At 56.0% G+C, this 12,850-nt stretch carries 6 protein-coding genes; 5 read left to right on the forward strand and 1 reads right to left on the reverse strand.

Features of this window, described 5'->3' with window-relative positions:
* Positions 1 to 10: 10 nt before the first annotated feature.
* The 3 genes from ACRZ9X_RS11285 (at position 11) to ACRZ9X_RS11295 (ending at position 5,741) form a co-directional block, all read left to right on the forward strand.
* Positions 11 to 2,446: a GcvT family protein gene (locus tag ACRZ9X_RS11285; RefSeq protein ID WP_480518819.1), complete on the forward strand. Its 2,436-nt coding sequence runs from the start codon at positions 11 to 13 to the stop codon at positions 2,444 to 2,446.
* A 248-nt stretch (positions 2,447 to 2,694) separates the two neighbouring features.
* Positions 2,695 to 4,434: a type I secretion system permease/ATPase gene (locus tag ACRZ9X_RS11290; protein WP_480518821.1), complete on the forward strand. Its 1,740-nt coding sequence runs from the start codon at positions 2,695 to 2,697 to the stop codon at positions 4,432 to 4,434.
* Positions 4,434 to 5,741: an HlyD family type I secretion periplasmic adaptor subunit gene (locus ACRZ9X_RS11295; RefSeq protein ID WP_480518823.1), complete on the forward strand. Its 1,308-nt coding sequence runs from the start codon at positions 4,434 to 4,436 to the stop codon at positions 5,739 to 5,741. Before ACRZ9X_RS11290 ends, ACRZ9X_RS11295 begins: the two co-directional genes overlap by 1 nt.
* Before the next feature lie 12 nt (positions 5,742 to 5,753).
* On the opposite strand, the gene ACRZ9X_RS11300 is transcribed toward ACRZ9X_RS11295, so the two are convergent.
* Positions 5,754 to 7,799: a M10 family metallopeptidase C-terminal domain-containing protein gene (locus ACRZ9X_RS11300; protein ID WP_480518825.1), complete on the reverse strand. Its 2,046-nt coding sequence runs from the start codon at positions 7,797 to 7,799 to the stop codon at positions 5,754 to 5,756.
* Positions 7,800 to 8,019: 220 nt separating this feature from the next.
* Between ACRZ9X_RS11300 and ACRZ9X_RS11305 the strand changes: the two genes are divergently transcribed.
* Both ACRZ9X_RS11305 and ACRZ9X_RS11310 read left to right on the forward strand, forming a co-directional pair.
* Entirely contained in the window at positions 8,020 to 11,856 is a 3,837-nt protein-coding gene (locus ACRZ9X_RS11305) for an Ig-like domain-containing protein (RefSeq protein WP_480518827.1), read from the forward strand.
* A 63-nt stretch (positions 11,857 to 11,919) separates the two neighbouring features.
* Complete coding sequence (locus ACRZ9X_RS11310; RefSeq protein ID WP_480518829.1) at positions 11,920 to 12,735, forward strand: SapC family protein; 816 nt, start codon at positions 11,920 to 11,922, stop codon at positions 12,733 to 12,735.
* Positions 12,736 to 12,850: the final 115 nt, after the last annotated feature.

The raw sequence follows: 12,850 nt of genomic DNA on the forward strand, positions 1-12,850 counted from the left end.
GGGCACGGAAATGAAATCACGCACCAAGGTTGCCGTCATCGGAGGCGGCATCGCCGGATGTTCTACGCTTTACCATCTGACACAGGAAGGATGGTCGGATGTCGTGTTAATCGAGCGGGATGAACTGACTTCGGGCACAACTTGGCATTCAGCTGCACAGGTGACGAATTTCGGCATGAACCAGACCATGGTTGGGCTGAAATCTCACTCAATCAAGCTGTACAAGAAGTTGCGGGACGATCCCGAATATCCGGTCGGATACCATCACGGGGATGGCGGCATTCGTCTGGCCAACACCCAAGAGCAAATGCAGGGATATCGGCATTTTGCCTCGATGGCCCGAGGCATGGGCGTAGAATTCGAGGTCATTGATGCCGCGGAATGCGCCCGCCGTCATCCGCTGATTTCAACCGAGAACCTCGTCGGGGGACTTTGGGACGGCGAAGATGGCGATATCGATCCGGCGCAGCTGTGTCAGGCGCTGGCTTATCATGCGCGCAAGGCAGGGGCAGAGGTTTATCGGCACACTGCGGTCACCGGTCTGACACAGCACAAGGATGACACGTGGACCATTGAGACGGACAAAGGCACGATAGATGCGGATTTTGTCGTCAATGCCTGCGGATATCGGGTAAACGAAGTCGGAGCGATGATGGGCGTGCATCATCCCGTTGCGTCCATGGAACATCAGTATTTTGTAACCGAAGATATCCAGGCCATTATTGATGCCGCGCACAGAATGCCCCTGTTGCGCTGCCCTATTTCCGATTTCTATTCCCGACAGGAAAAAAACGGGCTTTTGGTCGGGTTTTACGAGCAGGACTGCAAAACATGGGGAATGGAGGGGATCAGCCCCGATTTTTCGAACGATCTGTGCCCGGACGACCTCGACCGCGTCATGGGTGTTTTGGAGGGTGCGTTTCAACGCATGCCCGCGTTGACAGAGGTCGGGATCAAACGGGTTGTGAACGGACCGATTACATACACGATCGACGGTGCGCCGTTGGTCGGACCGATTCCTGGCAAACGAAATGCCTTTTGCATTATTGGTCTGCGCGCGGGCATCGGCGAAGGGGGTGGTCATGGCTGGCTGTTGGCACAGCAGATCGTTCATGGCGAAGCATGTTATGACACCTGGTGCCTGGACCCGCGCAGATTCACCGGACATGCCAATGTAGAGCTGACAGCGCTGAAGGCCATCGAAGACTATCAGAACGAGTTTCGCTTTCACTTTCCTCACGAGCACAGACCCGCCGGACGACCGGCCAAGACCACACCTCTTACCCCGGTGCTTGCGGCAGAAGGTGCCGAATTCACCGTTGTAAATGGATGGGAACGTGTCGATTACATCAAGCCTGCCCCGGATTTTCATCCCTCCCTGACATTTGATTTTGATGAAACATTTGAGGTTGTGGGGGCCGAAGTGCGCAATGTTCAGGAAAACGTCGGTTTGTGCGAGGTAAACGGGTTCAACCGTTTCGAAATAACCGGCAGCGATCGGCATACCTTTCTGGACCGCGTGTTTTGCGGGGCTGTCAACCGCCGCGACGGTCGCGTGGGGCTGGGATACCTGCTTAATGAACAAGGCATGGTCAAAGGCGAGGCAACAATTGCCAATCTGCCGGCATCTGATCGGGGACCAGCCCGGGTTTGGTACGGCTCGGCTGCGGCAGCCGAAAGCCATGATATGGACTGGCTGCACCACCATCTTTCTCCGTCCGAAGATGTGCAGATCCGAAGTCTGACCAATGATCAGACGATTCTCGTTCTGGCCGGACCCCGTTCGCGGCAGGTTTTGTCAGCATGTTCCCGTGCAGATTGGTCCAGCGCGGCCTTTCCATGGCTATCGGTGCGGTCATGCTTCATCGGTCAGGCACCCGCCACGGTCATGAGTGTCAGTTTTTCTGGCGAATTGGCTTATGAGATCCACGTTCCCAACGCATCGCTCTATGCTACCTATCTGGCTCTGCGCGCCGCAGGCGAATCGTTTGGCATGCGTTTATTTGGAGCGCGGGCAGTGGAATCGATGCGCATGGAGAAAGGATTTCTGCATTGGAAATCCGATCTGCTTACAGAGTATGACCCTTTTGAAACCGGGTTGGAGCGGTTTGTCAAAACAGAAAAAGGGCCATTCGTCGGACGCGATGCGCTGATTGCGCGCCAAAAGGAAGGGGCACGCAAACGCTTGATCACATTGAATGTTTCCGCGACACATGCCCCAACCCATGCCGGAGCTTCAGTTATGGTCGGTAACAGCGTTGTGGGGACAGTCACCTCGGGCGCGTGGGGGTACAGGGTAGAGAAGAACCTGGCCTATGCATTTGTTCAGCCAGAATTTGCTAGCGAGGGGTCGGTTTTGTCAGTGGATATGTGCGGCGAGAGAGTTGAGGCTCAGGTCATCGCGCCTTCACCCTATGACCCTGGTTTTGAGTTGCTTCGGGCCTGATCAGCCAGATTCCCAACAGGCCATCTAGGTCTTGAACGTCTAACGTGGCGTCAAAAGGTGCGCGTTGGCACCTTCTTGCTGACACAAGGATGCTGAGAACCCGAAACAGGCCAAATCGCGCTTAACGATTCTGACACGCCCGTTGTTCAGGGTGATGCGCAAAGATATAGTGCAAAAAAACCTGCCTTCCGGGGATGAAGGCTGGATAATGATGGGTGCTTCCTGGAAGCGATTGAGGACAAAACCGCGTGAGCAATATCAACCGACCACCGGTGTCGCCGCAGCATGAGCTGCAGAAGGTGCGCAAGCAGGGCAACAGATTTCTGGCGCTGGCGTTTCTGTTCAGCATATTTGTAAACCTGCTGATGCTGACAGGCCCGCTGTTCATGCTTCAGGTTTATGATCGGGTCTTGTCCTCACGCTCGGTCGAAACCCTGTCAGCCCTGTTTTTGCTGGTCGCGCTGCTATATGCACTGATGGCTATGCTGGATTATGCGCGCGGGCGGATCGTTGCGCGGTTCGGGGCACAATTTCAGTCATCGCTGGATGAACGTGTTTTTGAGGGCACGATGCGCCGAGCTTTGATCCCGCAAATTCGATCCGCCCCCGCAACGGCCTTGCGCGATCTGGAGTCCATTCGGACATTGTGCTCTTCGCCGGTTTTGTTGGCGGTAATGGATATTCCATGGACACCGGTGTTTCTGGCCGCGATTTTTCTGTTCCACCCCTTGCTGGGATGGTTATCCGTTGCAGGCGGTGCGATTCTGATCGTCATAGCCGTAGTGAACCAATCCCTGACGCGTCAGAAAGTTGCGGAGGCGCAGCGTGCGACTGCGCGCGCAAACGGATTTTCGGAACATGCCCGTCAAGCGGCCGAGGTCGTGCGCTCGCAAGGGATGCAGGCGGATGTGTCAAAACGCTGGCTGAAACAGCGATCCGAGGCGCTGTCTCAGACCATTGCGGCCAATGATTGGACGGGCAGTTTCTCGTCGCTGACCAAGTCACTGCGGCTGTTCCTGCAATCCGCGATGCTGGCGCTAGGCGCATGGTTGGTGCTGCGCAACGAAATGACTCCCGGCGCCATGATTGCCGGTTCTATTTTGTTGGGTCGCGCCCTGGCTCCGGTGGAAATGGCAGTTGGGCAATGGGCCTTGATCGAACGTGCGCGCACCTCGTGGATCAGCCTGAACAAGTTCCTGGACGAAACGCCGCCCGAGGTGAAACGCACCAAGCTTCCGACACCCAAGGCAGAACTGATCGCCAAAGGACTGACGGTGGTCCCCCCAGGCGCGGACTCTCCCACCCTAAGCAACGCAGCGCTCCAGTTGCAACCAGGCAAAGCCCTGGGCGTTATTGGGAAAAGCGGCTCCGGTAAGACGACGCTGGCCAAAGCCCTGCTGGGTCTCTGGCCGCCAGCGGCAGGCGAAATCCGATTGGGCGGTGCCACGCTTGACCAATACGACCCGGACGATTTGGGAAGTCACATAGGATACCTGCCCCAACAGGTGACTTTGTTTAATGGCACGGTTGCCGAGAATATTGCGCGTATGTCCGAGACACCTGATGCCGATGCCGTCGTTGCCGCCGCCAAAATGGCGAATGCCCACGACCTGATTTTGGGACTGGAGAAGGGCTATGACACGTTTTTGGAAGGCAATGACAGCCAGTTGTCCGGTGGTCAAAAGCAAAGGATTGCGCTGGCACGCGCACTATACGGCGACCCGGTTCTGCTGATCCTCGATGAACCGAATTCGGCCCTGGACGCCGATGGGACAATGGCGCTGAACACGGCGGTTCGAACCCTTAAACTGGCGGGAAAATCCGCGATCATTATGACCCACAGACCGCAGGCGATTTCCGAATGTGACGATCTGGCTGTTGTAGAAAAGGGTCAAATCGTTAAATCAGGCCCGCGGGATGAAGTGCTGAACACGATGGTGCAGAATGCAAATCTGATCAAACGGCACCTGAACAAGGTGGGCGAGTGATGGCCGGTAAATTTGAAAAACCCGTTTGGAGCATAACATTCCCGGCGACGGTTGGTCTGTCGGCTTTGGTCGTGCTTGTTCTGGGACTGGGTGTCTGGAGCATTGTGACCGAACTTTCGGGTGCGATCATCTCGCCCGGCGTTGTCGAAGTGCAGAGCAATCGTCAGGTCGTCGAACACCCCGACGGTGGCGTGGTCGGTGAGATTTTCGTCAGAGACGGGGACGTGATCACGCAGGGCGAATTGCTGCTCAGGCTGGATGACACGTTCTTGGCCTCGGAAAAAACGATCGTCGAAGCGCAATTGTTCGAGTTGCTGGCCCGAAAAACCCGGCTTGAGGCAGAGCGGGACGGGGCCGATGCGTCAGAGTTGTCGGCCCGGTTGAACGAACTGCAGAATGCTGAGCTTATCGATGCAGAGCTATTGGCCGGCCAACAACGCCTGTTCGGGGCACGGCTGGAAACGCTGACTCAACAGATCGAGCAGTTGGGCAGGCAAAAGGTACAGATTGAGAATGAAATCGATGGCACCAACGCTCAACTGATATCTTTACGTACTCAGGTAGAGCTGATCCAAGACGAGTTGAAGGACCAGCAGGACCTGTTGCAAAGGGGGTTGACTCAGGCCAGTCGGGTTTCCGCCCTACTGCGCGAAGAGGCAAATTTAACGGGTGAAATTGGACGTCTGGAATCTGCCGTTGCTCGGTTGGCCGGTGAAATCGCATCCACCGAGATACAGATTGTTGAATTGAAGGCCACACGCCGGGAAGAAGCGATTACCGAGCTGAGAGAGGTTGAAGCCCGCGTGGCGGAGCTTTCCGAGCGTCGGCTGTCCCTGAAAGAAAGATTGTCACGTTTGGACATTCGCTCTCCGGTCACCGGATCGGTCTATGACAGTCAGGTCTTTGCCATTCAGTCGGTTGTTCAGCCGGGCGAGCCCATGATGTATATTGTGCCGCAGGATACACCACTGCTTGTCGCTGCACGTGTGGACGCGGTGCATGTGGATCAATTGCATCAAGGGCAAGAGGTCGCGCTGCGGTTCACCGCGTTCAATCAACGCGAAACACCCGAGCTTGAGGGCCGCGTCATGAACGTGTCGGCCGACACCTTCACCGATGAGGCAACGGGTTTCACCTTCTATCGCGCCGAAGTGGTTCCTGACGAAGGTCAGATCGAGAGATTGAACGGCCAGGCCCTATTGCCCGGTATGCCGGTTGAAACCATGATCAAGACCGACAAGCGCACTCCGTTGTCTTATCTGATCAAACCGCTTTCGGATTATTTCTATCGTGCGTTTCGTGAATAGGGTTGTCCTGGTTCAAACCGCCTCCAGATTTCCCAACAGAATGGATGTCATATCAGCGGTAAATACATCATCGACAACCGTAACTGGCGCGCCAGTCTGGTAGTTCACCGCAGATCTGGATATCCCCGAAAGGTCCGTATTGGCATCCAGAAAGACCCACTCCGCCTCATTGGGCGTGGGGAGGCCAACGGCCACCTGAAGCACCGCAAGCGCATCCAACGCAGTGACGGTTCCGTCTCGGGTTATGTCCGCCGCAATCCAGTTCTCCGGGGCTGCGGGTCCCCATGTCGGGTCAAGACCAACTGCCATGCGAAGGACCTGCAAAGCGTCGAGTGCGGTGATTTCGTTGCTTGCTGTCGAATAAGATTTGAGAACATCCAGTTGGCCGGCAAATGTGCCATCGGGAAGACCCAGATCGAACTGTCCCAAAGCGTTGGCTTGGGCGGCAATCATATTGCCGCCAACAGGGGTGAACTGAACCTCGGCTCCGCGCAGGCTGTCATTTGGTGCCCGCGAGTCAATCGTGACATGCCCCAGCACTCCTGGGGCGGCGTTATTGTCCGGCCCGCTGTTCAGGGTTGTGGGAATGTGGTCTGCGCCCGTGAATCCGGACCCGAAGACGTCAGTGCTGGTCAAGGGTCCGCCGGATGCCGATACAAGCTCAATATCCTCTCCCTGATACTGGATTTGTGCGCCCTGGGATGTTGAGGTAAAGCTCAACTGCGCCGGAGATCGAAGGAAGGCATAGTTGGTCAGGTCCAACTGGTCCTGACCTGCCTGAAAGTCCGTGATCGTGGTCCGTCCACTGTCTTGCCGGATGACAAAGATGTCCGCCCCTGCCCCGCCGGTCATAGTTGTGGAGCTGGTGCCTGTGATCAGAATATCATCCCCGCCCCCGCCGATCAGTGTCGAATCCAGGAGCCCTCCGCTGAGCAGATCATCTCCGGCGCTTCCCGATACAAGTCCATAGCCTTCGGTTACTATGCCCAAATTCGCAACCGATACGCTCAGTTGCGTCAGCCCAGCATCCTCTTGCGATGCCACGAAAATCTGCAACTCTTCGCCGATATGAGCCACAGTCAGGCTTTCAACGTTTTGCAAGCCGCTTGCCAGAGTGTCGGCGATACTGTCCCGGTGGATCAATTGCCCGTCAGGGGTCAACGAAAACAAGGTGATCCCGTCATCCCCGCCTCCGGCCAGCACAAATACATGTCCGTTGACTTTGACAACTGACAAGTCTTGTACCGAGGCGAACCGAGTGTGCAACGTATCAAGCGCATGATCGGTTGGAATGAGCTGCCCGGTGGCATCGAGCCTCATAACACTCAGAGAATTGGATACGGAGCCAGCCACCACGACCCAGGATTGCCCATAGGCCTGCGTGACCTCGATGGAGGTCGGTGCGTTGATACCCAGCATCTGAATGGTATTCTGGTCATTGATCTGACCCAACGCGCCTGTGCTCTGGTTTACTGAATAGGCGCGAATGGTGCTGTTGGCCGAGTCGGAGACAACCACAAAACTTTGGCTACCGACTTGCAGTGACTTCAGGCTGTCTGCGTGCCCGGCCAAAACATCTGCGGGTGTCAACGAGCTGTCGCTGTTAATCCAATAAGATCCAATCTGACCAGTCGCTTGATGTGCCAGTGTCAGCAGGCCGGTCCCTCCAACCGAAAGCTGGACGGCGCCGGTTATGCTTCCGCCTGATGTAAGGCTGTCTGTTTCCTGCAACGCACCCAGCGTACCGTCCGGGTTCAGATCATATCCGATCAGCCCTGTCGCCGTGCTGACATCGAGGATCAGCTTATCCTGGCCAGCGAGCGTAACTGGCATGCCGATGCGTCCAACATACGGAGCAATCGAAACGTCGAAATACTGCTGATCTTCTATTTGCGGTGCCGCACCATCGACGAGCCGCCACGACACGATCCCGCCGCCTTTTCCGGTGACGCTGTAAAGATAGGTGTCGCCGTTAAACGTTTTTAAAGCCGTATCGCCGATACCTGAATCGAGCGCTGCGGTCCCCGTTGCGACCACTCTTTCGACCTGAAGCATCATGTGTCATCACCCCACGCCAACCTTGGCACCCAGAGGCAGATGATCAGATGTTCCGCCCGAAACCCGAGCGGAAATGTGGTGAAAACAGGGAGTTCAGTTTCAGATTAACTCAATTTTTCTGGTTCGAACCTATGAAGCACCAGTTGGCAAAACAAACAAAGTTCCTCTTACGGAGTGATCTGCTGCCTGGCTTTGTAGGGTTATCCGACGCGAGGGCACGATGACCAAAGAAACCGTTTCAAATAACGTTACACCAAAGGATGCCACCAAGGCGCGCCGGGTCAAAAAATGGATAGACGCCAAGCTAAAGCGCGCTTCGGGCCGTGGTGTGCTGGGCGGTCTGGGGTCGACTTTTTTGGCCCTGCCTGCATTGGCTCAAGCGACCGACGCTGAGCTGGCCGAATTTCAGTTTGCAGAAGCCATTCCCGGTGTCCAGTCAGCAAAGGTTCTTCCGAATGGCGATGTGCAATTGGTTATGACCGATGGCAGAACGCTGCGAGTTGCGGCGGAAAATGTTCAGATACTGGACAACGGGACAGTGATGATCGCGGAAGCCTCGGCGTTGGAAATCGCCGAGCTGAGCGCCGTGGCCGAAGCGGGTGCCGCCACAGCCGCGGCCAGCGGCATTAGCGGCGTCGGGCTGGCCTTGGGCGGGCTTGGCCTCGCTGGCGCGGCCGCTGCCGGAGGTGGCGGCGGAGGCGGCGGCAGCGACAACGATGACGATGAGAAAACGGAAAGCGCGCCCACTGCGCCGCGCCCTCCAAGTCTGAATCTTGCGGATCTGCAAGCTGGCGCTCTGAGCAATACCAGCACAAACACCACGGCACCCGACGGTGCCGCTACGCTCGACGTGACAATCGGGTCGGTAACAAAAACCGTAACGCCTGCGCCAGATGGCAGTTGGAATGTGTCTCTGACACAGGTCGAGGCAGCGGGGCTGCCGCAAGGCACGGAGTCTGTTATTGTCAAAAGCTATGACTCAGGCGGGCTCGAGCTCGCGTCGTCGGTGAAAGAGTTCTTTGTCGATACGATTCCGCCGGATATCGCTGTAACGACCTTTTCAGCGGGCGCTGTTATTAACGCTATCGAGCAAGGTACCGATTTGCGGGTATCGGGCACGACTTCTGCCGAAAGCGGGCAGACCGTTTCGGTCTCTGTTGACGGGCAGACCTATACTGGCATCGCTTTGAACGGAGCTTGGTCTGTAGATGTTCCCGCCTCGGATCTCGCAACTCTTTCGGACGGTTCGGTAATCGCGGTGACCGCAGATGTTTCGGACCGGGCTGGAAATCCGGCGGCTCAGGCTACGGCCAGCTTCCAGACTGACTTTGACGCGCCGTTGCTGACGCTGGACCCGGTCGCAGGAGGTTCGATTGACCTTGTGGATACCACCGGCGATCTGGTTGTTACAGGGACAACGACCGCCGAAGACGGTCAGGTCGTGTCGCTTTGGTTCGGGGGCCAGACATACACGGGCGCGGCATCTGGCGGTGCTTGGTCCGTTACGATCCCAAATGCTGATCTGTCGGGGCTATCCACAGGGTCGCCTGCTGCTTTCAGTGTCTCCGTCAGCGATGCGGCAGGTAATCCTGCCAATAATGTCAACGTCTCCGTTCCTGTCGATCTGACGGGCCCTTCTGTCGCGATCGCGCCTCTCAGCGTGGGCGCAGTGTTAAACGCTGCCGAAGCAGGGTCAGACCTGAGTGTCACGGGCACCACGGGCAATGTATCGGACGGCCAAATTGTAACGCTGTCCCTGGATGGAAAAACTTACACAGGTGCGGTGTCAGGAGGCAATTGGTCCATTTCGATCCCGGCAGTTGATCTTGCCGGTCTGACGGACGGAGGCAGTTTCGCTTTGACTGCGGATGTCACGGACTCCGACGGGCTTGCCGCACCCCAAAGCAGTATAAACTTCTCCAAAGACGCGTCGGCCCCCAGCCTGAGTATCGATGGTTTCTCGACGGGCAGCATAATGAATGCGCTGGAACAAGCCGGAGATTTCACAATCACAGGCTCGACTTCGGCGGAAGACGGTCAAACGGTGACAGTATCCATGAATGGTCAGGTGTATTCCACTTCTGCCGTTGGCGGATCATGGAATGTGACCGTCCCGGCATCGGCACTCAGCGCGCTTTCAGATGGCGCAAACATTTCCGTTCTGGCTGATGTTACCGATGCGGCGGGCAATCCGGCGGTCCAAGCCTCGGGCAGTTTTACCACGGATTTCACAGCGCCGAGTTTGACGATTTCATCTTTGTCAGACGGGGCGGTCATGAACGCCTCAGAGCAGGCCACAGATCTTGTGATCGCAGGATCATCCGACGGCTCAGATGGAACAGTGGTGTCCGTCCAGATCGAAAGGCCGGATGGCACGATTGATGTTTCCGGCACCACAACAGTGTCAGGGGGAAGCTGGTCTTATACCGCGACGGCGTCGGCGCTGAGTGCATTAGCGGATGGAGAAACCTACAGCGTTGTCGCCGCAGTTTCTGATACGGCAGGAAACAACACCAGTTCCACAGCAGGTTTTCAGACTGACTTTACACCTCCAACTGTTGCTTTGAACCCTTTGTCGATCGGTTCCGTCCTTGATATTGTCGAAAGAGGCGTTGATCTGAGCGTGTCTGGCGCGACGACGGCCGAGGATGGTCAATCCGTGACCGTCAGTTTGAATGGGCTGAACTATTCGACCGTAGTTTCAAGCGGCACGTGGTCAGCGACCATCCCTACCTCCGATTTGGCCGCCTTGGCTGATGCCACCCAATTTACGATCTCAGCGTCGGTCGAGGATGACGCGGGCAACATGTCATCGAACGCAACGACGACTTTTACCACGGATTTCACTCCGATTCTGCAAATAAGCCCAATCGGAATGAACAGTTCGGTCGATCTGCAAAATGCTCAAAGCAGTGGAATAACGGTTTCGGGCAGTTCCAGTGGCCTATCATCCGGTCAGGTTGTCGATATTCTTTTGAATGGCTCTTCGGTCGGGAGCGCAAATGTCGGTTCGGATGGTGGCTGGAGCCTTCTTGTTCCAAACACTGCTTTCGCAAGCTCTGCCCCCGGAGATGCACTGGACTTTACCGTTCAGGCAACGGTTTCCGGCGGGCCCGATCCCGCACCCGCTGGCGAACAGGTTTTTGCCCACACCCAAGCCGCCTATGTCATTGTCGAGGCTGGACGCAGCGGATCAACGATCACTTTTGAGGTTTACGCCGATTCCGGGCGCGATATCTCCAGCGGACTAGCGTTTGATGCCGAATTGGGTTTTGACCCTTCCATCGTCACTTTTGACAGCGGATCCGAGGTTGAAAACTCTGATTTTGATCTGTTCCTCACCAACCAAACGGGTCCCGACACGATCAAGTTCGGCGGCGCAGCGACCAGTTATGGCGACTTGTCTCAACCGGTCGTGACCTTTTCCATGACCATCCAAACACCTGGTCAGCCAATTACCTTGTCGATCAAGACGGCCGATGGTGGGCCAAGCAAATTTCATCTGGGTACAACCGGCGCAGACACCCTGACTGGCAGCAACGTTGACGATGTTCTGCGCGGTGGTGGTGGCGATGATGCTATTGATGTCTCGGGCGCAGGGCGGGATGTCGTGGTTATCGAAGCGGACGCAGCCGCCAATGGTTTCGACACAATAACCGGGTTTAACTTGGGACAGGCAGCGAATTTTTCAGACGCCCTTGTTTTTGAAGGGCTCAATACCAGCGCGCTAAGGGGCCATGGCACCGACATCGAGGTTTTGTCTTCGGGCGGCACACTGGGCACTGATACGGGGTTTGTCGCGTTGAGCTCTGTACTGTCGGATCTTGGTGACAACGCAATTGCGACCGCAGCTGGTGCCCTGACAGGGGCGCAGTCCGGCGACGAACTGTATCTTTTAGCTACAGACGGCGCTGACAGTGTGTTGGTTAAGGTCGATTACTCGGCACCAAATGTAGCCTCGGTTCAGAAAATGGCGCGATTCGATGGTCTGTCTGACCTCAACGATCTGAGGGCTGACAACATTCTGATCAGCGATCCGACAGGCGCAACAGCCTGATCTCCCAATACCATTGCGCGTTGCGGCCCGTTCCGCACGCCCATTTGTAACAAGGTTTATCAGATGGCACAGAAGGGCCTATTCCCTGTCAGTCGCGACCGCCACGAACACAAGTTTTGGCATCCATTCACTTCGTACGACTTTGCACGACATGTTACACGGTGCACTGTTGTTGCAACCGAGGTCCAGCAAACAGCAGCAGCTTTTCCGATTGTTTTCCAAGATGCCGAAGGCATCCAACCAGTCGCTGTATTCAGTCTGTTTACAGAACAAGAAAATCCGTTTGTCGGGACCGATGGCAGCTGGCGGGCAGGTTACGTCCCATCCGAGTTCAGGTGTTTTCCGTTCTGCTACGTTCCATCGCCGGAAGTTAAAAGGGAGCCATACGGACACTTTTCGTTACTGGTAAACGAGGCATCCGGGTTGGTCAGTGACGGCCCTGGAGGTTTTCGTTTTTTTGACGAAACAGGTCGATTGGATCAAAAACTACGGGAAGTTTGTGCATTTATCAGAGCACGATCGGCTGCGCTGGCGCAAACAAGAGAACTTTGCGAGGTCATGGCTGATATGGATCTGCTTGAGCCAATGGCGTCAGACGATCCTTGGCCTGCCATCCCGAGCTCGTTTCAAGTGAAAAAGGCGCGCCTCCAAACCCTCCGCACGAGTCAATTGACAACATTGGCCGCCAATGGCGCATTGCGCTTGATCCATGCACATCAAGTCTCGTGCGCGCATTTTGCCTGGCTTTATCAGCTACAAACAGGCGGAGCAAAAGTTGCGAAGAGACATAAGAAAAAGTTGAGCAGTTTCCTGACCGCTATGGCGGAAGACGTGGACGCAACCGTTCAGCCAAGTGGGGCTCTTCATGCGTGCTTGTAAACCCTTTAAGCTATTCGTTGCTTTGCTGATGTCAGGCCTTGGCCTAATCGCCTGTACCAAGACACCAGACTTGCTTCCTGTCGAGGTCTCGTTTGAAAGTGGGACGTTGGGGTCA

It is taken from the genome of Ruegeria sp. AL1, assembly GCF_056540905.1.

Bases quoted from the DNA above. Each gene is read 5' to 3' on its own strand.
- ACRZ9X_RS11305 (WP_480518827.1), top strand. From the start codon at position 8,020: ATGACCAAAGAAACCGTTTCAAATAACGTTACACCAAAGGATGCCACC.
- ACRZ9X_RS11310 (WP_480518829.1), top strand. From the start codon at position 11,920: ATGGCACAGAAGGGCCTATTCCCTGTCAGTCGCGACCGCCACGAACAC.
- ACRZ9X_RS11295 (WP_480518823.1), top strand. From the start codon at position 4,434: ATGGCCGGTAAATTTGAAAAACCCGTTTGGAGCATAACATTCCCGGCG.
- ACRZ9X_RS11300 (WP_480518825.1), bottom strand. From the start codon at position 7,799: ATGATGCTTCAGGTCGAAAGAGTGGTCGCAACGGGGACCGCAGCGCTC.
- ACRZ9X_RS11285 (WP_480518819.1), top strand. From the start codon at position 11: ATGAAATCACGCACCAAGGTTGCCGTCATCGGAGGCGGCATCGCCGGA.